Source organism: Methylotuvimicrobium sp. (genome assembly GCF_050611805.1).
GTDB lineage: Bacteria > Pseudomonadota > Gammaproteobacteria > Methylococcales > Methylomonadaceae > Methylotuvimicrobium.
The window spans coordinates 13,293-33,283 of record NZ_JBNGHF010000006.1 but is presented as its reverse complement, the minus strand read 5'-3'; the positions used below and the strand labels follow the sequence as shown (position 1 = coordinate 33,283).

Below are 19,991 nucleotides of genomic sequence, written 5' to 3'. Positions count from 1 at the left end.
GTATTACCCCTTAATGACTGCCTCATTGTTATCTCGGCCCTTGCTATAGTCGGGTCGTCCTTTTAGCTCGGGATAGGTTTGCTTGCAGGTAGGGAAGTTGCTGCATCCCCACCAAAAATGCCCTGGCTTTTTGCTGGGCCGACGTGAAAGGCCGCTACCGCACGCCATGCATTTGTGCAGCGAAGATACCGGAGTCCCCTCTTTACCGCCGGCAATGCGCACGGCTCCCGCGTTCGCCTTCGCCACTTGTTCGCGGATAAAATCCTCTTGCCGGGCTATGAATGCGCCCATCTCGGTATTGCCTTGCTCGATACCTTTCAACATTCGTTCATACAAGGCAGTCAAAACCGGACTTTTCACGACTTCCGGCAAAGCATTGATGACGCTGCGACCCAATGTCGTGCTAATAATATGTTTGCCCTTGAGTTCTAGGAACTCTCGGCGTTTTAACTCCGAAAGAATGGATGCTCGGGTGGCCGATGTACCGATGCCATCGCCATCACGCAACACCTTCTTATGATCCGGGTCCGATACAAATTTATGTATGTTCTCCATTGCGCGGGTTAACGTGCCTTCGGTAAACCTGGCCGGCGGCTTCGTCTTGGCATCCCGTCTAGTGGCCTGTCCGCAGGTCACATCGTCGCCTTGTTTCATGGCCGGCAAGCGTTGCCCGTTGCCTTCTACCGAATCGTGTTTGTCGTCCTCGTCGGCTTCTTGGAATACATCTCGCCAGCCGTTGCGCGTGATGACCTTCCCTTTCGCGGTGAAGGTTTCGCTCTCGACTTCCGCACTCACGGTTGTTTGCATGTACTCGTGCAACGGATAGAACTGAGCTAGGTAAGCCCGAACAATCAGCTCATAGATAGTGCGCTCTTTGTCACTAAGGCCGGATTTTCCTCCCTTGTGCAGCGTCGGGATGATCCCGTGGTGCGCGGTGATCTTCGAGTCGTTCCACGTTTTGGACTTGATGCGTGGATCGGCACCGTCCACGATCCCGCCCAGCTCGGGATTGACGTATTTGATCGCTGCCAAAATACCGGCTGCATCGGCGTGTTGAGATTCCGGCAGATAGGCGCAATCGGTACGCGGGTAGGAAGTCAATTTGTGCGTTTCATAAAGCGCCTGGCAGGCTTTCAGCACCTCTTCAGAGCTATAGCCGAATTTATGAGAGGCTAATAGCGTTATGTCGGACAGCGCAAAAGCCAGCGGCTGGTTTTGTGCCTTGGCTTCCTGCTTATACTCGGCAATGATGCCGGGCTTGCCGGCTATCTTCTCGACAAGCGCGTTGGCAATAGCGGTATCGACAAGTCGGCCTTCGGAATCAAGGCCGACTTGATCTTCTTTAGCCTTCCACGCGGCGAAAAAGGAACCCCCAGCGTGCTGAATCTCGGCTCGGATAGTGTGGTACGGGACCGGCTTGAATCCTTCGATTTCTCTATCCCTCGCAACAACTAGGGCCAAGGTGGGCGTCTGTACTCGGCCAACGGTCAGCAACGCTCGAGAACCGCCACGTTGCGCCCGCAACGTGAATGCGCGGCTAAGGTTCATACCAATGAGCCAGTCGGCACGCTGCCGTGCCTTGGCGGCATCGGCCCAGCCGGCAAAATGGGTGTTATCCTTCAAGGCAGCCAGTCCACGTTGGACTGAAACAGAGTCTTGCGCAGACACCCAGAAACGACGTACAGGCTTGGTATTGTTGAAGTGTTCAAGGACCTCATCTACCAGCAATTGTCCTTCACGGTCGGGATCGCCGGCGTTCACGATGACGTCGGCCTCTTTGAGTAGCTTACCGATCGCGGCCAATTGTTTCTTTGCATCCTCCTTGGGCATGAGTATCCAGGTCGTCGGAATGATAGGCAGTTCATCAACTCGCCAGACTTTCTTGCCATTGTGGCCGCGTGGTACATCACTCGGTGTGTAATCATCCGGTTCGGCCTGTTCGAGCATGTGTCCAAAGCACCAGGTTACTTTGTCGCTCCCACACTGGATAAAGCCATCGCCTTTGCCTGTCATTCCCAATTCCCCCGCAATGGCTTTTGCCACAGAAGGCTTTTCTGCAATAAATAGATTCATACCCGCTCCTTACAACGTCATTACCGGCCGTATCACGGTCTTAATTTGTGAACGATCGACAGGCCCGAAGTAGCGGCCATCAAAGGACGTGCCGCTAACATCGGACATCAGCAGTAATTCGTCGTCGCCTAATCTATAGTGATCTGCCTGGAAATGCGGCAATGCCCGCCCGGCACTATCAACCTTGCGGGGTACACTGAAAGGAAGAAGCTCGCCATTGACCCGTACACCCGCTTCATCGATCACTACGATGTCGTTTTTAGCCGCTAAAATGCGTTTCATCAGGTAACCATATCCACCCGGGCAAAACCCGCCCCCGATATACCCTCTTTCCTTCGCCATTGTGAACACTTCATTTTCCGGCGGACAAAACAGCACATAGGCGCCTTTCGCTACTTGAGCATTGCTGGTCAAATACAATCCAACCGGAATGCTTTTCGTTGTGTTAATGCGTACTCCGGCAGCATAAGCGCATCCACTAACGATCAGAGCGGCAATTCCTGCTCTCGCAACACGATCCGTAAAGCGTTTCAAGCATTTCATATCGTGATCTCCACTTCGTCGTGCACCTGAATAAGTTTGTCGCTCAACAGCGGAGCCGGGATCGAAGCCCGCGCTTGAAAAATCGAGTCCTTAAAATAGAGCGGTTGTTTTCCATAGATGGCGGGATAACCGGCTACATAAATAACCATATCCCCCGCTTCTTCAATCTCACCCGCCGCATTCTTGCGCGGCCCCGGCATACGTAGGCATTCATCGGCCGTCAATAATGGCCTCTGCACTTCCTGAATGGTACGTGAGACTTGTCCCATCATAGCGGCCGTTCGGCGTCCGCTTGTGGTGATCTGCTCTTTAATCACAGTGGTTTGCCCGGTTAAGCGCGAAAGATGCTCGGCCGTCTCAATGCGATTGGGTGGATAAGCGTTCTGAACATGACAATTCGAGGTAATCTGTTCATCGTGACCGTATCCTGTTTCACGGCTCTTGAGCTGGTTAATGTCCTGACAGATCAGATAACACTTGATTCCGTAACCGGCTACGAAAGCCAGAGACTCTTGCAGGATTTCCAACTTTCCAAGACTTGGAAACTCATCCAGCATCAAGAGCAAACGATGTTTGTAGTGCGCCACCGGGCGACCGTTCTCGAACGCCATCTTGTCGGCCAGCAGACGAACGATCATGTTGACCATCACGCGCACCAACGGCTTCAGACGGGACTTATCGTTCGGCTGAGTCACGATGTACAGACTCACAGGGTCATCGTGATTCATTAAATCTTTGATGCGAAACTCCGACTGACTGACATTCTTCGCTACGACGGGATCTCGATACAGGGCCAAGTAGGATTTGGCCGTGGAAAGGACCGACCCGGCTTCTTCCTCGGGCCGATCCATCATGTCGCGAGCGGCCGAGCCAATGGCCGGATGGTTCTCGCCGTTTGGGTAATGGCTGTAGGTCACCATTTCCATCCAGAGCTCGGCAATGTCACGATTAGGATCGGCCAGCATGGCGTCGACCGATGGCAACGTGGCCTGCGTGCCTTCCTGTTTTGCCTTGTAGAGTGCGTGCAGGATGACGCCAACCAGAAGCGCAAAAGCGGTCTTCTGCCAATGCGATTCGAGACCCTTACCGTCCGGATCGACAATGAGGGCGGCAAGGTTCTGTACGTCGCCCACCTCGTATTCCGTTCCGGTGCGGATTTCATCTAATGGATTCCAGCATACGCCGCCGCTGACCGATGCCGGCGCAAAGTTTAGAACCTTGTTTTTAGCGTGCTGCTTTCTCCAGCCCGCTGTCAATGCCCACAGCTCGCCTTTCAAGTCGGTGATAACCGCGCTGGCCGGCCATGAAAGCAGGGTCGGCACCACAAGTCCGACACCCTTGCCTGAACGGGTCGGCGCATAGGTCAAAACGTGTTCCGGCCCGTTATGGCGCAAGTAGTAAAATTTACCCTGATTATCTTCCCATCCGCCGACATACACCCCGGTAGAGGATGGCGAATCTTTACCTGTCACCGCTTCAAGAAAAGTGCGCGGCCGTGGCAATAGACCCGCCGCCTGAATATCCTTTACCCCGGCCCATCGAGCCGAACCGTGCAGGTGCTCAGTTGCCTTCGATGAATTCGAAGCGATAACTTTCGCAACGGCTACGCTCAGCAGACCTGTCGTTGAAACCAATATACCCACACTGCCGGCTTGCATGAATTCATTCGGATACTGGTTAAACCATGCCGCCCCCCATTGCAAAATCGACCAGGGCGCATATACATGATTGATGTGAGCGCCCAAACTCTCTTGATAATTGAATGCAGCAGCGAAATACTGCGTGGCCGCCTGTAGCCCGCCGCCCAGCGAAAGCCCCCCTAAAGCCGGCAACAGTTTATTACCTTTCTTTTTTCGCCGTATCTGGGGACCCACTGCATTATTGTGTTTTGTACTCATGTAGTCATCGACTCCTGCCTGATGTTGTTTTAATCGATCCTCTCGAGGTAATCGTGACGAAATCGCCTATCCCGACACGCTTCAATCGCCTGGTCGTCGCTTGATCGATCGGCATAACCATAACGTCATCGCCCTGTTTCAATAATGCCAAAGCCTGACCATCGACAGTTCTGACGCCTGCATAAGCGAAGGCTCCTTTTTGTCCATTATATAAGTTATGATTCGGTATATCGTTTATTTTAAGCCTCTTTTGCTCTCTTTCGTCAATATATTTTTTTGCGGCAGTGATTTGTTCAGGACTCACGCCTGCCCCAGAAACTCCCCATCGCAATGCGTTATCTGGTTTGGCTCCTTGCTGCTCCAGGTGACCAGAAACATCACGCGGCAATAGCACTTCACTTCCGCCGGCGATGCGAACCACACCGAGTTGGGACAGCTCTCGCAAACGGTGCCGGCTTTGGGGCGGCGGGATTCGCCCAATGCCTCCAATGTCGGGCTTCCGGCTGACGCCGGCGCTAACATGCCCCCCTGTTCCTCGACCGCCGCCTGCTCGGCCATAAGGTTCTGATCGGGTAGCGTGCCGGTCGGCAGCGACTCCTGATTCAGAGCGACCAATGCCGCGTCCAGCTCGGACTCGATGTTGTTCTGTTCGTTTGTCATGACTGTGCTCCTTTATTAAAAGCGCTTGCCGCCGGCTTTCCAAAATCGGATCGGCAAAAGTGATGGGTAAACGCGAATCGACGGCGGCTCGGATGATCTGCGCCTTGAACTCGGCGGCGCCGTTGACGGTGATACGGCTCCCGTAGCGCTCCATTGCCAACGTCAAGGCTTGTTGCAATCCTTCATGGGAAGCTTCTCGGGATATTTGCAGGCGATCGCCATCATCCCGGACGGCCGACCTGCCTGCTCGGAAAATGATCGTGCCTTTTTTGGTGATGTTATCCAAGATAGACGCTTGGCCAAAACCCGGTCTGGCCTGTCCATCGCCTTTAATAGTGTTACCTTTGAGCCCCTGCGCGGCTTCACGGGCACGCAAAGCGGTCAATGCCTCAGCACTGCCCTGCATCGCCTCCTGCTTGAGCCAGTCGGCCCATGTCCGTCTCCGGAACTCATCATAGAAACCTTGCCGCTCCCGCCGGTACTGCTTATTGATCGACTGTATTTCGTTACGAAGCGCTTGACTGGCTTGCGCATACAGCAACTTCTTAACCAACCGCCCTTCGGTCAATGTTTTGATGGCTGTTCGACGCAGCCGACTCGACTGCTTGGCGGCCTCTATCCGCCTCTCCTTACGTTTTCGCGCCTTGTCCAACTCGGCGGCACGCGCCGCCGTCGACGTTTGCTGCTCAGCCTTATACTTGGCGTACAACTCAACAGTATCAACCCGTAGACGAATCGGGCTTTTTTGATAGTGTCGCTTGGTCTGGGCTTGTCGCTGAGGTGATGCCTCGAATGGTCCCAGACGATACTCGAGTTTCGATTTTGACAACTCGCGCGATAAGGTACTGGCCTTAACCCTCGTACCGTCGCCCGCCTCAATGACAAAGCCATTGCCACGCTCTCGCAATTCCAGACCGTTTTCATGCATCACCCGATGCAAGTCCGTCCACGTCGCGGCGCTTTGGATCTCGTCCAGACATTCCCGCTTGATCCAACCCAACAGGCTTTCAACGCCTGCATGGCGTTCCATGTCGGCGGCTCTATTTTCGGAACCGCTCTTGCGCGGAATATGATTGTCGGGCTCAAGTCTGTAATCTCGCTCAAGAATTGTGCATAATTCGGCCAACGTTTTATGCGGATAATACGGTTCGTGCATTGTGTGGCGTGTCGGATGAATCTTATTGATGGCAATATGAATATGCAGATTATCCGTGTCGTGATGTACCGCGCTGATTCGCTGGTGTTCGCCATAACCAAGCCCCATACAAATGCGCTCTTCAATGGCCCTTAAGGTATCGACACCGGGCTTCTCGCCTGTTCTAAAGCTGACCAGTAGATGGTAGGTTTTATCGCCCTTGGCCCGCGTATTGAGATGCTGGGTTGCCAGTGCCTCGGCAATTGCGGCTTGAACCGTACCGGCCTCGCAATTGGTGACCTGAACCGCCCCCAATCTCTCGGTTTTTTCTTGCGCATCGGTGATGTAATCCGCCAAGCCTGCAAAGTCACTTTTACCAAGCGACCGCATGGGGACATGCTTGGCAATCAAGACACTATCCTTAGAATTTTAGCCGCTAAAAAAATCATGACTCAGCTCTGGGTTGAACGATGGACTTCATGACCCGCCCCATTTCATTTTGCGTCGCCTCAATCCGGTTCAGCAGGGCTCGAATAGTGGCATCGCTAAACTGAGCGGTACGCACGTCATCGGTCAACCAGAGTTTGAGTAAGCCGCCCAAACGGCCGAGATCACCGTTGATACGTGCCAATTCGCGCACTTGTTCGTAATCGACAATGCCTGTGATTTTATAACCCTGTCCGACCGTCATCAAAAAAGAAGACAGACTCATCCCTGCCGCTCTAGCATTGACTTCAATCAGCTCCCGCTCTTCCGGAAGGCAATACACCTTGATGGGTGGCGTGCTTTTCCGTGTTTTCTTTTTATGTTCCATGGTTTCCTCTCAATTCTAAAGTCGGCGGTAGCCGGCCAGCCTCGCAGAGCAGGATGTCCGTTGAGTGCGTAGCGCGAATAAGGTCAGTGAAGTAGGAAAATCCCGCTTGCGGGTGGGCCTACTTCACACATCCTGCCCTGTCCTAACGGACGGTTACTCCAAGAATAGGATACCCCTACAGTTTCGATTTATCATACATAAAGACTAGAAAATATCCTAATTTTATTTCGATATAGAGAATATTTAGTATATTTGACGTATAATCGAACACAACCGGATTGAGATGACACAAAGTTGACAATTAATAAGAAAACGATGGATGAAAAATCGATATGGCTAAAAGCTATCCCGAACAACTTGGCGAATGGGTCAAAAAACGGCAATCAACAAAACGGGACAAGAACTTGGTGGCATTCTTGGCCGTTAAAAATGATGTGCAGGCAGCATTAGATGCGGGTTACGCAGTTAAAACGATATGGGCCAATATGTTCGATACCCAGCGGATCGAATTTGGTTACGACACATTCTTAAACCATGTAAACCGATTGATACGCCGACCGCAGGCAGCCCGTCCAACCGAGACCGAAACAACAGCCACAGCCAACAGCGATACAAAATCAAAAACAAGCAAGACACAAAAAACAACGAAACCACCCTCTTCTCAGGCTGGTTTCGTATTCGATCCAAAACCCAACAAAGAGGATTTATTTTAATGGCTAAAATTCATATGGTTTTGCAAGGAAAAGGGGGGGTCGGTAAATCGATGATCGCGGCCGCAATCGCTCAATACAAGGCAAACAAGGGGCAAGCGCCTCTATGCATTGATACCGATCCTGTCAATGCGACGTTCGAGGGCTACAAGGCATTAAAAGCGCGTCGTCTGAACATCATGGATGGCGATGAAATCAACACCCGCAACTTCGATGCCCTGGTTGAACTGATAGCGCCGACCCAAAGCGATGTCATTATCGACAATGGGGCCAGCTCGTTCGTCCCGCTCTCGCATTACCTCATCAGTAACCAAGTGCCGGCACTGCTCAAGGACATGGGACATGAGATGATTGTTCATACCGTCATCACCGGTGGCCAGGCCCTTCAGGACACGGTAAGCGGATTTGCTCAATTGGCCGGCCAATTCCCGGATGAATGTGTGTTTGTCGTCTGGCTGAATCCTTATTGGGGACCCATCGAGCACGAAGGCAAGGGATTTGAACAAATGAAGGCATACAAAGACAACAAAAATCGTGTTTCGGCCATTATCCAGATTCCGACGCTCAAGGAAGAAACCTACGGACGGGATTTCTCGGAAATGCTGCAAGCCAGGCTTACCTTCGACGAAGCCCTAGTCATGCAATCGCTAACCATCATGACCAGACAGCGGCTCAAGATCGTGCGCACTCAGATTTTTGGGCATCTTGAGAACGCGGCGGTGCTGTAATGGCGACTGACAAAATCGAGGAAACCATCAAGGAAATTGCAGTTAAACACGGCATAGCTGTCGGCCGAGACGATCCAATCCTGATCCTTCAAACCATCAATGAGCGATTAATGCAGGACAGCGCAGCCGCCCAGCAAGAGATCCTGGACCACTTCAAGGAAGAGCTCGAGGCAATTGCGCACCGATGGAGCGATGATGCAAAAAATAAGGCGGAAAGGACGCTCAACGCAGCCTTGACGGTCAGCCGCGAGACTATGACCCAAACGATGCAGGAAGGCGCTAAGTCGGCGGCGGAATTGATTCGCCGCGAGATTAAAGCGGCATCCGCACAGTTCGCGGCGCCGATCCGCGAAGCAAAGCGCGTGGCCCTCATGAACCTGATCGCCGCCGGCATGACGATCATAGCGGCTGGACTGGTCCTTTGGGCCGCCTCGATGTAAAGACAACAGACATAACCCGGAGGACCGGGCTATCGTTTATAGGGGCTTTGACAGTCCTAAGGATTGAGAGCGGCCTTGCCGCTGCTCATGGGTTTGTTTGCGCTCCCTCTCCTGCTTGCGCATGAGCGCTTGATGACGCCGTGCCGCCTCGCGCATAGCATCCCAATCAGACGCAAGCTCGGGATTCTCCGCCCGCATCTTACGGGTGGCCAGTTCTTCAATTTTTGGGGCATTAATCCCCATCCCTTCCTTGATTTCGCGCACTGTCTCAAGACGATTATGCAGATTGCGCAGACGTGCTTGCTGTTGTGTGTGCCGTGCCTGCCATGCCCGTTTCGCGCTAGGCATGGACAACAAACCGGGCGTATTGGCCTGCGTGTGTTGAAGACGCGCTTGCTGACGATCGATCAAGTTTTCAATCCGATCCTCGATCTGTTCAACCTGGGCGTGTTTAGCTTGAGCATACAGCGCCAATGCTTCTTGATACGTTTGCTCAATAGGAGCGGCTTCTATTAGAGCTTGTTGTTCTTGCTCCAAGCCCTGAGTGCGCTCTAACAGCACATCGCCGACAATACCGTTCCCGGGAAATCTTATCTCTATCGCCTTTCTCGCGGATCCCGGCGGCGTTTGAGTTCCGCCCTCTTCCAATCGCTCGACCCGACCCACTGTATCGTCGGTTAAAGTTCCTAAATCACCGTTTCGAATGACCCTTGGCAAATTGCCCCAAGGACCGCTTTCACCAACTGACTTGTTCAAAGACGCCTCCAAATTTTTAGCGGCTAAAAATTATCGGGAGCGTCCTCGACTTAATTTGGCAGTCTCGGACGATATGACTGCTTTACCATGATCGTTGTAACTAATGCTTTTTACACTCCCGTAAGTAGGCACTATATCGAAATCTTGCCGAGCATGCATAACGAATTTTTTACCTATTTGCTGATACACACTATTTTTGTCCGCATAAACGATGACGCCATCATATCGCTGCAACTTATCTACCGGCTCCGCCGTGTAAATATTGTATATACCAGGCTTCAAAGTGCCCGCTTTGTCTACCTTCTGACTCGTCCATGCCCCATCACTTTCGCCTTGCAGTATCCGTTGGCCATTCATTACTAAAAGACGCTGTTTCATGCCTATCCTGTTTCAGATAACTAATTGATTCATCCGGCACAACAAAAAGCCAATATTTAGATACTGGCTTTTTGTTGATGTTCCGAATAGGCATGCAATTGTAGATGAAGAGCAATAACTACACCAATAGCCAACTTAATAAACTATTTGGATGACCGTAAGAATTCGAGAATGGGTATTAGCGGATAAAATCATGTGACGCGTGTTTTATAGAGTCATCTATTCATGATTCGCCAGGTCAAGCCCTACCTCACTGCCCCGTAATTCGTAAATACAGAATCGACTGGGGTGCTGTCGACACGGACTCAACGCCCACAAAATGTATGGCGTCAATGCTATGCCATCATTCTGCATTTCCAAGTATTTTGCGACAGATCGCAATCTGGCCAAAACCCGCCAGATGAAACAAAAGGGCCAATGGCAAATGTCCAGCCAGAAGCAGCCGTAGGGTGTGTCGAGTTTACGAACCGCACCAATCGGGAACGATGCGGTGCACGTTGTTTATTGCATCCTACCGAGCTCCCGAGCCGCAATGTGTGTTAAAAATCAAAGTAGCTTCTTTAATGCAACAAGTTGTTCTGCGTATTCGCCGTAATACTTTCCGAAGGGATGCGAATACAATTTAGGGCCATTGATCCAAGCTGTAATGTCCCAACCCGAATCTATAAGATCAGAAGCAGCAAAGATAAACTCCAGAGTATCAGTAAAGAAAATGACCTGATTAAAATGTTCGTTATAATCGAACTTTTTGGTAGTACCGTGAACATAGTAATTTCTACAATCAACTGCATGATCAACAACTAATTCTAGTTCTGGAAATTTATCTTCAAAGCTATCAGAAATGAGTTGGGCGCGACTCCGGATTTTTCTCTTCAAAGTAGCCTTACCTATTCTCCCTAATGCTCCAAGAACACTGTCACGCTCGGGACTTTGGGGTAAGCCCCTAAACGCAATGCGAGCGTTTTTCCTAGCTTCCTCAAAATCAGGAGAAAGAGAAACTGTTTCTGAGTATGCTGAGGAAGGCATAATGTCGAACATGTTTGCTGCGCCAACGATACGGTCGATCTCATACTTGTGTTGATATGAGAATGCGGCAGAGAACCTAACCCTGGCATCTAGCCACTCTTCGTGTCGGTCTAACCATTTTGCAAGGACACTGGCAAATTCATCCGGCTTTTTGCTTGCTTGTATCGGTAGGCTTGCTGGATGAGGTTTATGCGATTCATCTTCAATGTCGCGACTTGGGGGTATGCTCCAATAAACATCAAGAACTGTAGGATGTTCCTCAGCGCACATAGGTAAGAATTCCAATTTCGAGATATTTTGCGGTCTGCCTGCAATAACTTCGAGAAACCTTAAGATGACATTCACGCTTGTAATTGCTTCATCGATAGTTCTATCTGAGTCGAATACCAAGTTAAGTCGAATTGCGTTATCAACGTGGATACCTTCCGGCCCGGGAGAACTATAGGAGATGCCGTGAGTTGCAGAGATTGTACCGAGCACGGTGTCAGCGACAAATATCTCATGCTTACCTGTGAAGTAGAAGAGATGCGGGGTCTCTCCAAGATCAACCATTCGTCCTTCCTTTTTCTCCTTGATGATCCTTTCCATGTGAGGGTGGGCATTGATGACTGACCCAAAAGTACCGAAATCATAGAACAACGTTGGCGCATCATCAACGATAAATCTTAATTGACGAATTTTCCGGTCAGAGGAACTGATATGTTGGTCGCCAAAGATAACGAAGTGAGGGAAAATAGTAGCGTAATGAAATTGTTCACCAGCTCTTGTGCCACTCCCATGGGACATCGTGATGCAATTGATAAGCGACACTCTTGACCGGTCATGGAAAAAACCAAAGATATCCGGGCTTGCAAAAGTATCAAAAGGCAAAGCCGAATTTGAATACAGTTCAAGGTTTGTTGCCGTTCCTTTTAGTCGCAGTTCACCCGGAAGATTCTGGCCATAACTAAGAGTAAAATTTCCTGATTTATTAAATCCTTCGTACTCCGCTCGCACCCGTCTTATCCATTATTCAAGCCAAATTAAAGGGCACGAGGATAACACATTCAGTGTACAAGCCAAAACATAGAGGTCACCCATTAGCCATTATGTGAAGTTTCCTTTTATGAGCAGCGGCTTTGGCACAACTATGATGTAAGCTGGCTTTAAAGCCTCTACCTCGCACGCAATCTTTGCATAATTTCTATGATTTAAAACAAGCTTTCAAATACACCCAAAGGGAGCAATATCAGCGATTATTCCAGTCGATGTCATCAGACGTATCGAATTCTCACTTTTTATCGACATCATGGATAAATTCCGCGTGATTGTTTCCCTGTTGGAAGCAATATTTAAGAAGAAAAAGCTATCTGTAGCACTGAGGGTTAGTTTCTGAATGGAACTACAGAAAATCAACTCCTGCAGTTTGCAAAAATTATGACCAGCTTTTTATCTGGCTGTCTTGCTTAATCCGCTATATTCCTAGCGCCAACTATGAGAAACCAAGACAATGTGCATAAAAGGAAACTTCACATAATGGCCGATAGGGTGAGGTCGCCAATGACGGCTTTATAGTCCTTCAATCCCAGAATATGGCTTCGGCCGAATGGCCGCTTTTGAGAAGCCCGAGTGTCAAAAATGGGTCGTAACCTGCCAAATTATCTCAACTTCCGCTTAACATCCGCCAATTCCTTCTTCCGCTGCAAGGCCTGATCGAACGTCTCCCCCGGCTTGGCGTCCTTGGCCACCGAATTACCGGTCAAACGCGCGATCACAGCCGCCCTCGTCTCTCCCGGCCTCGCCTCGCGTTCGATATCGGCGTCGGTCAATTGTTGCCTCGACTTCGGCTGGCTTTTCAGGCCGAATTTAAACTGAAAATGCGTCACGGTCCGGCCGGATTTGCGCTGGCCGTATTCGACCCAGATATTAGAATGCTCGTTGATGTCGGCAAGTGAAGGCTCGACGATGTATTTCTTGAAATCCTTGATCGCCTTGTATTTGTCCTCGACCTGGAAAATCTTTCTTAACCAATCGACTTTAACTTCCCTTTCGCCGGCCGATGCCCATTGCACTAAGATTTCGTAAAGGCGTATCGAGTAGCTGCTTTTGAATTGGGTAACGTATTTGAGCTTGTAAGCGGTGAATTTATCGGATAGCTGGGAAAGGTACGGAATGATCTCGGGCGAGAAGTACAGCGTTATTTTGCCTTCGTTCTTGACGTATTCCTTGCGGTAAATCCAGCGCATTTCGCCGTCTTCGCCATCAATCTTAATCGTGCGGTTATATAGCCTTTCAACGGCCATCTTCATATCGCGGTAGGCATTGCTAGAATCCAGCCCCATTAGGTCGACGATTTCGCTGGCCATCACATGAAATTTATTGTCGGGTTGCAAAGTGCTTTTCGAATCGATTTGGCTGATACAGGCGAGCAAAACCCTCTGTTCCGATAAGGACAGCGTATAAGAAGCCTCTATAATTTTGTTATCTTTGACGACAACGAGATAGTCTTTGCTCAAGCGGCGATATGGGGAAAATTAAATTTTTTTTTCCCTTTATACCGTCAATTTCTCCCTTTATCAATCAAAAAAATTCTTTGTCAGGCACGAAGAGTTTTATCGACGACAAAAACAAATACTTGATTTCCAAATAAAAGGAAACTGAAAAAATATTTTCCTTCAATACAGTCAATTTCTCCCTTTATTGAATTTCAACCGGTGGGTTTACGACAGTCAATTACTCCCTTAATGCTCGTAAGACGCTAATTGCATAGATCTCTAACCCCCAAAGAAAAAACTCAAAGACAATCAATTTGTCGACATATCATTCAGGGAAAAAGGCGAAAGATTTTCCTTTAATACGGTCATTCACTCCCTTAAAGACAGTCAATTACTCCCTTTATAGCGGTCAATTACTCCCTTAATGACAGTCAATTACTCCCTTTAATACGGTCATTTACTCCCTTAATACGCTTGCAACCTTATGATTTACAATCGTTTAAATGCTCTTAAAAAAGAAAAAATCTTAAAAAAGAAAAAAAAGAAAAAACAGGGGTAGTAACGATCAAAGGCGCCCCCACGATTTCTCGATTTCTTTAATGCTTCTCTTCTCATTAAGTATCGTGTTGATGGGCGCATTTGGCGAAACATGAATAAATGACTCTACCATTAGGCTCATCAGAGAATAGTAAATCGAATGCAGTTTCATCGAACCAATAAAGTTGAAGAAATGGTATGACTATGAAAAGTCGTCATATTGACGTACAATATCAACCAATATGAAGAACACGACCGATGAGGTTACCCATGTCCAGCAAGAACTTGCAGTTAGCACAAAACCCAGTACGCAAAGAAAGACTTGGTTTTCGTTTGGATGAACAAACCAAGGACTTAATCGAACGCGCAGCCCATCTAGAATCACGAAAACTAACTGACTTTTGTATAGCGGCACTTACCGATGCTGCACGACGAACCATTGCGGAGCATGAAACACTTATGCTTTCCGAGCTTGACCGAAAGGTATTTTTCGATACGCTCATAAGCCCACCGCAAACAAGTGAACGACTTGTTCATGCACTGGCCGAGCACAAACGGCGGATCATTTCATAAATGACTGAGGCGATATCGCCAGACTTAAAAATCGAACCATTCGGCTCCCATCACAACCGTGCTGGCTTTGCCTGCGGCGTCGAAAGCCTGGATCGCTATTTCAAAACACAAGCCAATCAGGATGTGAAGCGCAAAATCAACGGCGTATTCGTTCTCGTCGATCCGCGCGAACCGACTGAAGTCCTTGGCTACTACACTTTGTGTGCGACCGCGCTCGCGCAAGGGGACGTACCAGTAGAGGCCCGCAAACACGTCCCGCGCTATCCTTTGGTCAGTGCAACCCTCATAGGCCGTCTGGCCGTCGCAAGTCATCAACAAAGACAGGGGTTGGGCGCACTGTTGCTTGCGGATGCGGTGAAGCGGGCTTATGCGAGCGCAAGTTCTATTGGCTCTTCCATGCTCATCGTAGATGCCATCAGCGAACAGGCGGCTGCCTTCTACGAGGCTAACGGCTTTATTTGCTTACCAGACTCTCTTCGACTGATACTGCCAATGCCAGCGATTGCAAAGCTGGTGGAGGCGTAGCCGCTAATAATGTCCATTTCTGAGCCGGAGCCATCCTAAGGCGCCGCAGGCATGCCCAGCGGTCCCATTCTCGGTTAATGTGGTCCCGAAAAACAGATGTCATCCGTTCCTGTGCTTCATATTATCGGGCCACGATACCTAAATACAGTCAATGACTCCCTTAATAATTTACAGCTTTAGAACATACGACAAGGCTTCATCAAGCATTCCAAACGTCTTATACTCGGTACCAGTCTTTACGGCATTCTTTCCTTTCTGTTTCCCTGGTTTTACGGTCCTTGAGCTTAATGTCTCCCCTAATGCTTATTTTTCGCACAAAGCCTTACGGTCACCCTATTTAGGAGAATTTGTATTTATATCCTTCGATAGGGTAGCCATTACTTCCTCCAACGCCTGAATGCGTCCACGAAGAGAAGCGGTTTCCTCGCGAACTTTAGCCGCATCCTTAACTGCCTCATCCCGCTCAGCGCGAACCTTGGTGTAGCGCTCGGCCTGACGAGAAGCTTCTTGAGCACTTACTTTGCGCTGCTCCTGCTGAACCTTCTGTTCAGCGACCATCTGAGCCTTAAGTACAGCAAGCTGCTCGGCTACTTGGTTCTTCTCGCTCTGAGCGGCTTCCAGGGCGCTATTCAACTTACTCGCCTCTGCCTCGCTCTTCTCGGCCGCCATCACAGCACGCTGCTCGCTTGCCGCCAGTCGCTCGCGCAACTGAGCCAGCTCTACAGCATGCGCATCGTTCTCACGCTTCAACTCCACACCTGTCGATTGAGCGGATTCCAAGGCACTATTCAGTTTACTTATCGCTGCCGCATTTTGCTCGGCAGCCGCCCTAGCGCTTTGCTCGGCAGCCGCCAGTCGTTCGCGAACCTTGGCAAGCTCTACGGCTTGTACCTGATTTTCTCTAGACATATCCGCAATGCGTTCCTGAGCAGCTTCCAGCTCAGCCCGTAGCTCATCAAGTTGTTCTTCCAGGTCATCAACCGTCTGAGAGGCGTCAGCAAGTTCGCGCTCGGCCTGTTCGCGCTGCTCGCCAGCGGTCCTAATGACTTCTGCAACGCGGCGCTCTGCGGCCTTAACGGCCTTATCGTTTAACTCTACTGCCAAACTTGCCAATCGATCAGTAAGCGATTTAGTGACGGCCGCCACTTCGTCGGCAACTTCAATAGGCAGTTCTGCCACCGGTTCAGTTTTAACAACGGACTGACTACTAACGTACTCATCCCAGACCTGTTTCAATCTGCTTGGATTGCCGCCACCAACCTTGGTGCGGAGGGCAAATCCGGTGATATTGCGTCCGGATTCTTGCAGTTCTTGGCCGGCTGTGATGATGTCTTCTTGGGCAAATTCTACGGGTCTCATGGCGGCATTCTCAACAGTTATTTGACGCTTTTAGTATAGCAATAAATAGAATAATAAACAAATAAATTAACAAACAAACTAATAAACTAACTTACAAACAAATAAACTATCCTAGCAAATAGGCAAAAAAAACCCCGCACAGGGCGGGGTTGGTGGGTTTAAGGGGAGAGTGAGTTATCCTTCTAGCACTGCAATAAGCTGCACACGATCAAGGTCAGTTTCGAACTCATTCCCGTCATCATCATATTTCACCCATGCGTAACCGTCTTGAGTTGGTCGTCGCGATAGAACCAATCGGGCGATGCGTCCGTCATGCAGTACCCGTACAATCGCTTTCTTGAGCTTGTCCGAATCGTTCTCCCTCTCTTCCCTCTTATGTTTGGGCTCTTCTGTTTCGTGTTCCTCGTCTCTATCGACAGTCTCGGTATAAGTCTTGACGGGTTCGGCATCGGTCTTGTCTGTTAGCGTATCCACTGTATCTGGATAATACTCTTCGTCACTGTCTTGATCCTCTAGTTGTTGACGTTTTTTGTCATCGAGGTATTCACGCAACAATTTAACCGATCCCCGCGTTAAGTCCAGGCTGTCGTCGTCCAGCCATGTTTCCACTTCAGAGGGATTCTTTTTGTAAACAGTCACCAGCTCATTGATGACGGTTACATCCCTGACGCGACCGGTGTTGAATATCAGCGCAATCGGCTCCGGCAAATCCAGCAAGGTGACATGCTGCGTCACAAATGCCGCCGATTTACCGATTTCTTTGGCAATTGCGCCCTTCTTCTTACCCATCGCCAGCTCGCGACCGATAAAATCAGCGATCTCGCGCGGAGTCAGCTCATTTCGTTGCAGGTTCTCAATAACCTGGTCTGCGTGATTGTAATCGTTGTCAATGAAAACCGGGATGGTCTTCTTTCCGGCCCACTTGGAGCCACGGTAACGCCGCGCACCGTGATTGATAATGTAGCGGCCCTCTATCTCGGGATGCTCCCTTACCGATATGGGGGATTTCACGCCACGGTCTTTGATCGTTTGCCCTATCTCTGCAATACTCTCGGATGAGAAGCCGGGGTTTTCGGCTGTTCGAGGCTGATCCGGATCTTCATCAATCAGTTCTAGCGCCAGTTCCAGCGGGCCGAAGCTCTTAGTTATTTCCGGCTGGTCCAAAAGTTCTGAAAGATCGCCTATGCTCTCCAGGCCCAAGCTCGATTTCTTCTTGGCGTTCATTGTGTCATCTCCATTTTTTCAAAAATATGTGTTGCAAACGCACGAACTTCCTGTGCGGCCTTGCGCGCGGCGGTTTTCTTAATTTTCCAGACGGGCATGCCTGACGCTAACGCATCGGCAATACTGCTTCGGAGGCCAATACCGACAGGGATCATCAATTGTGGATAAGCGCGCTTCAATTCTTCGAGGTGTCGACCGTGGCGTGGATTTCGGCCATCGACCTTACTCGGCACCATGCCCAAAAATTGCAAACCAGGATTCGATTTGCGGATGTTGACAATTGTCGTGACCATCTTCTTGATGCCCTGGATGCTATACGCTTCCAGCTCAATGGGCGAAAAAACATAATCGGCCGCAAAAAGAGCGGCGGCCATACTGACGCCAAGAGACGGAGCAGTGTCGATTAAACAGACATCAAAACCACATTCAGCCAATACTTTGATATTCCGCTTAAAGCTTGTTGCCGCTTCCGTCATCGTGAGCTTCTCCATGTTCGCCATAGCCGCATCGGAACTTATCAAACACAGAGCCGGTTTGGCGGTCAGGTTGTTGAAACAAGCACGCAATTCGTCATCGTCAGCCGTGAACATCTGACTGGCAAGAGAGCCGCTTTCAAATTCTTGCAGCGTATAAGACGCGTTTGCCTGTGTATCAAGGTCGATCACAGCCACTTTCATACCTCGCTCAAGGAAGTCAAACGCGAGATGCACCAGGGTCGAGGTTTTGCCAACGCCCCCTTTTTGGTTCGCTGTGACCAGTGTTTTCATTTCTTTGTCTCCAGTTTTTTGGTTGCGTCCTCTGCCCATTTCTTGACGATAAACGCTTGATGTTTCGGTAGGACCGCCGACACCCGCTCGAAGCCCTCCGGGATCTTCTCTTGTTGGACCGCCGCCTTTACACGGCTGACTGCTTGCGACACGGCCCCTTTCGATATCCCTAGTGCCGCTACAAATTCGGACTGCGGTCTTCCTTCCACCAGCACCCCCCGTGCGATATCGATGGTCTGCCGACCGACATTCAATCCCTTTATGGCCTCTTCGAATTGAGCTTCGGTTAATCTCTCTATCATGGAATCCACGCATATATTCGCCACCCTGATGTTGAACCATGACGGTTACAGCCGCCAATATTTAAAAGTTTTGCTAAACCACTATTGCTTATCAATTTTTTTAGCGGCTAAAATTTATCGTTGCTTCATGCCTTGCGGTCTATAAAAATCGACAAACCAGGTCAGCACTACCAATACAGAGAAATGCAACAGAAAAGTCAAACCGGCATAGACGCCGGGCGTGTTCCAATGGTAGATCATGCGCAGCATCTGGAAGAAAATCTCGATTGACAGCACCCATTTAACGAATGGCCAGACAAGCACTGTCATCACCCAAACAAAACTCAATATGTTGTCGAGAACGATTTTTACTCTCGTGGGTTTAACCGGCTGACGAGTAAGATCAGGAGTCGGAACCGTCGCTTGTTTGCCGGCCGGTCTCCCCTTTTGAGGAAACTTGATTATGTTCATACTTGGTTCTCCACGCTTTAACGATTGCCAATACCGACTCCTTCAGGCGCCAACGATTAAATATCCATCTGCTTCGCGCTTACGGCAATCCTACCGTTGTGACCGGAGCGTAATGCCCGGATTTTAAATGCATTAATAAATGAAATAGTTATGCTAGTCAATAAGTTTAGTCAAACTATTTTCATTATATCGTATTTTGTTTATTTTGACATCCATCTTTTTTGGCGTTAAAGCCCTCTTGGCATAACGCAGTGACACAACACGAAATGAGTAAAGTTGAATGAACGCCGGAAAGGAATTGAGCGGTTAAAACCCTGGAAAGCAGTTATTGAGGGATAAGTCGGGTTTTAAGAGTTTTAATGGTTTTAATAAGTTTTAGGTCAAAAAAACGCTTATTTGTTTTATATAATCAATCACTTACTTAAGTCCTTGGTTCCTAATAGACGGATTTGGGTTCCTAAAAGACGGTTTCCGGTTCTTAATAGACAGCTTTCGGTTCCTAATAGACAGGCTATACACAGTTTAAAGCTTGTTACGGTCGAAACAAGTTTATATCGGAGATTATGTCTTAGTTTAGCTTTGCTGACAGGATGCGAAACCACGTAATAACAACTTTCAT

19 protein-coding genes are annotated in these 19,991 nt (G+C 49.4%); 5 read left to right on the top strand and 14 right to left on the bottom strand.

The genetic code is table 11. The features are described 5' to 3' along the window. Positions 1–3 precede the first annotated feature (3 nt). Genes ACRJJO_RS04745 through traJ form a run of 5 tightly spaced genes read right to left on the bottom strand, consistent with a single transcriptional unit; the run spans position 4 to position 7,123 of the window. Positions 4–2,073 (bottom strand): DNA topoisomerase III, encoded by a 2,070-nt coding sequence (locus tag ACRJJO_RS04745; protein ID WP_431064754.1) that lies wholly within the window; start codon positions 2,071–2,073, stop codon positions 4–6. Positions 2,074–2,082: 9 nt separating this feature from the next. After that, entirely contained in the window at positions 2,083–2,616 is a 534-nt protein-coding gene (gene traF, locus ACRJJO_RS04740) for a conjugative transfer signal peptidase TraF (protein ID WP_431064753.1), read from the bottom strand. Next, positions 2,613–4,514, bottom strand: a complete 1,902-nt coding sequence (locus ACRJJO_RS04735; protein WP_431064752.1) for a type IV secretory system conjugative DNA transfer family protein — start codon at positions 4,512–4,514, stop codon at positions 2,613–2,615. Before ACRJJO_RS04735 ends, traF begins: the two co-directional genes overlap by 4 nt. Positions 4,515–4,518: 4 nt before the next feature. Further along, positions 4,519–6,720: a TraI/MobA(P) family conjugative relaxase gene (gene traI / locus ACRJJO_RS04730; protein ID WP_431064751.1), complete on the bottom strand. Its 2,202-nt coding sequence runs from the start codon at positions 6,718–6,720 to the stop codon at positions 4,519–4,521. A gap of 34 nt (positions 6,721–6,754) precedes the next feature. Further along, entirely contained in the window at positions 6,755–7,123 is a 369-nt protein-coding gene (gene traJ / locus ACRJJO_RS04725; RefSeq protein ID WP_431064750.1) for a conjugal transfer transcriptional regulator TraJ, read from the bottom strand. 332 nt (positions 7,124–7,455) lie between these two features. Here traJ and ACRJJO_RS04720 point away from each other — a divergent pair, with 332 nt between their 5' ends. Genes ACRJJO_RS04720 through ACRJJO_RS04710 form a run of 3 tightly spaced genes read left to right on the top strand, consistent with a single transcriptional unit; the run spans position 7,456 to position 9,001 of the window. After that, the gene (locus ACRJJO_RS04720; RefSeq protein WP_431064749.1) at positions 7,456–7,836 is read left to right on the top strand and encodes a TraK family protein; all 381 of its coding nucleotides are present in this window, start codon (positions 7,456–7,458) and stop codon (positions 7,834–7,836) included. Then, the gene (locus tag ACRJJO_RS04715) at positions 7,836–8,561 is read left to right on the top strand and encodes an ArsA-related P-loop ATPase (protein WP_431064748.1); all 726 of its coding nucleotides are present in this window, start codon (positions 7,836–7,838) and stop codon (positions 8,559–8,561) included. The genes ACRJJO_RS04720 and ACRJJO_RS04715 overlap by 1 nt, the downstream gene beginning before the upstream one ends. Further along, positions 8,561–9,001, top strand: a complete 441-nt coding sequence (locus tag ACRJJO_RS04710; RefSeq protein ID WP_431064747.1) for a conjugal transfer protein TraM — start codon at positions 8,561–8,563, stop codon at positions 8,999–9,001. The genes ACRJJO_RS04715 and ACRJJO_RS04710 overlap by 1 nt, the downstream gene beginning before the upstream one ends. A 36-nt stretch (positions 9,002–9,037) precedes the next feature. Here ACRJJO_RS04710 and ACRJJO_RS04705 read toward each other — a convergent pair whose 3' ends face one another. The 4 genes from ACRJJO_RS04705 to ACRJJO_RS04690 form a co-directional block, all read right to left on the bottom strand. Then, a complete protein-coding gene (locus tag ACRJJO_RS04705; RefSeq protein WP_431064746.1) occupies positions 9,038–9,757 on the bottom strand; it encodes an IncP plasmid survival protein KfrC family protein in 720 nt (239 codons plus the stop codon). Positions 9,758–9,787: 30 nt separating this feature from the next. Further along, positions 9,788–10,135, bottom strand: a complete 348-nt coding sequence (gene kfrB, locus ACRJJO_RS04700; protein ID WP_404361606.1) for an IncP plasmid survival protein KfrB — start codon at positions 10,133–10,135, stop codon at positions 9,788–9,790. Between the two features lie 546 nt (positions 10,136–10,681). Further along, positions 10,682–12,157, bottom strand: coding sequence for a HEPN domain-containing protein (locus ACRJJO_RS04695; protein WP_431064745.1), 1,476 nt, complete (start codon positions 12,155–12,157; stop codon positions 10,682–10,684). 641 nt (positions 12,158–12,798) lie between these two features. Next, the gene (locus tag ACRJJO_RS04690) at positions 12,799–13,656 is read right to left on the bottom strand and encodes a RepB family plasmid replication initiator protein (protein WP_404361600.1); all 858 of its coding nucleotides are present in this window, start codon (positions 13,654–13,656) and stop codon (positions 12,799–12,801) included. Positions 13,657–14,442: 786 nt separating this feature from the next. On the opposite strand from ACRJJO_RS04690, the gene ACRJJO_RS04685 reads away from it, so the two are divergent. Further along, positions 14,443–14,745: a DUF1778 domain-containing protein gene (locus ACRJJO_RS04685; RefSeq protein ID WP_431064744.1), complete on the top strand. Its 303-nt coding sequence runs from the start codon at positions 14,443–14,445 to the stop codon at positions 14,743–14,745. Beyond that, a complete protein-coding gene (locus tag ACRJJO_RS04680; RefSeq protein ID WP_431064743.1) occupies positions 14,746–15,270 on the top strand; it encodes a GNAT family N-acetyltransferase in 525 nt (174 codons plus the stop codon). It abuts the gene before it with no gap. 333 nt (positions 15,271–15,603) lie between these two features. Here the strand turns inward: ACRJJO_RS04680 and ACRJJO_RS04675 are convergent, their stop codons facing one another. The 5 genes from ACRJJO_RS04675 to kleE all read right to left on the bottom strand — a co-directional run bounded on the left by ACRJJO_RS04675 (position 15,604) and on the right by kleE (position 19,372). Next, positions 15,604–16,629 carry a DNA-binding protein gene (locus ACRJJO_RS04675; RefSeq protein WP_431064742.1) on the bottom strand — a complete coding sequence of 342 codons (1,026 nt, stop codon included), beginning with the start codon at positions 16,627–16,629 and terminating at the stop codon, positions 15,604–15,606. A gap of 174 nt (positions 16,630–16,803) precedes the next feature. After that, the gene (locus ACRJJO_RS04670) at positions 16,804–17,853 is read right to left on the bottom strand and encodes a transcriptional repressor gene korB (RefSeq protein ID WP_431064741.1); all 1,050 of its coding nucleotides are present in this window, start codon (positions 17,851–17,853) and stop codon (positions 16,804–16,806) included. After that, a complete protein-coding gene (locus tag ACRJJO_RS04665; protein WP_431064740.1) occupies positions 17,850–18,620 on the bottom strand; it encodes a ParA family protein in 771 nt (256 codons plus the stop codon). The genes ACRJJO_RS04670 and ACRJJO_RS04665 overlap by 4 nt, the downstream gene beginning before the upstream one ends. Then, positions 18,617–18,922 carry a TrfB-related DNA-binding protein gene (locus ACRJJO_RS04660; protein WP_404361594.1) on the bottom strand — a complete coding sequence of 102 codons (306 nt, stop codon included), beginning with the start codon at positions 18,920–18,922 and terminating at the stop codon, positions 18,617–18,619. Before ACRJJO_RS04660 ends, ACRJJO_RS04665 begins: the two co-directional genes overlap by 4 nt. Positions 18,923–19,036: 114 nt before the next feature. After that, positions 19,037–19,372 (bottom strand): KleE stable inheritance protein, encoded by a 336-nt coding sequence (gene kleE / locus ACRJJO_RS04655; protein ID WP_431064739.1) that lies wholly within the window; start codon positions 19,370–19,372, stop codon positions 19,037–19,039. Positions 19,373–19,991 lie beyond the last annotated feature (619 nt).

Coding starts and splice junctions, on each gene's coding strand:
- ACRJJO_RS04745 (WP_431064754.1), bottom strand. CDS start 2,073: ATGAATCTATTTATTGCAGAAAAGCCTTCTGTGGCAAAAGCCATTGCG.
- traF (WP_431064753.1), bottom strand. CDS start 2,616: ATGAAATGCTTGAAACGCTTTACGGATCGTGTTGCGAGAGCAGGAATT.
- ACRJJO_RS04735 (WP_431064752.1), bottom strand. CDS start 4,514: ATGAGTACAAAACACAATAATGCAGTGGGTCCCCAGATACGGCGAAAA.
- traJ (WP_431064750.1), bottom strand. CDS start 7,123: ATGGAACATAAAAAGAAAACACGGAAAAGCACGCCACCCATCAAGGTG.
- ACRJJO_RS04720 (WP_431064749.1), top strand. CDS start 7,456: ATGGCTAAAAGCTATCCCGAACAACTTGGCGAATGGGTCAAAAAACGG.
- ACRJJO_RS04715 (WP_431064748.1), top strand. CDS start 7,836: ATGGCTAAAATTCATATGGTTTTGCAAGGAAAAGGGGGGGTCGGTAAA.
- ACRJJO_RS04710 (WP_431064747.1), top strand. CDS start 8,561: ATGGCGACTGACAAAATCGAGGAAACCATCAAGGAAATTGCAGTTAAA.
- kfrB (WP_404361606.1), bottom strand. CDS start 10,135: ATGAAACAGCGTCTTTTAGTAATGAATGGCCAACGGATACTGCAAGGC.
- ACRJJO_RS04685 (WP_431064744.1), top strand. CDS start 14,443: ATGTCCAGCAAGAACTTGCAGTTAGCACAAAACCCAGTACGCAAAGAA.
- ACRJJO_RS04680 (WP_431064743.1), top strand. CDS start 14,746: ATGACTGAGGCGATATCGCCAGACTTAAAAATCGAACCATTCGGCTCC.
- ACRJJO_RS04675 (WP_431064742.1), bottom strand. CDS start 16,629: ATGAGACCCGTAGAATTTGCCCAAGAAGACATCATCACAGCCGGCCAA.
- ACRJJO_RS04670 (WP_431064741.1), bottom strand. CDS start 17,853: ATGAACGCCAAGAAGAAATCGAGCTTGGGCCTGGAGAGCATAGGCGAT.
- ACRJJO_RS04665 (WP_431064740.1), bottom strand. CDS start 18,620: ATGAAAACACTGGTCACAGCGAACCAAAAAGGGGGCGTTGGCAAAACC.
- ACRJJO_RS04660 (WP_404361594.1), bottom strand. CDS start 18,922: ATGATAGAGAGATTAACCGAAGCTCAATTCGAAGAGGCCATAAAGGGA.
- kleE (WP_431064739.1), bottom strand. CDS start 19,372: ATGAACATAATCAAGTTTCCTCAAAAGGGGAGACCGGCCGGCAAACAA.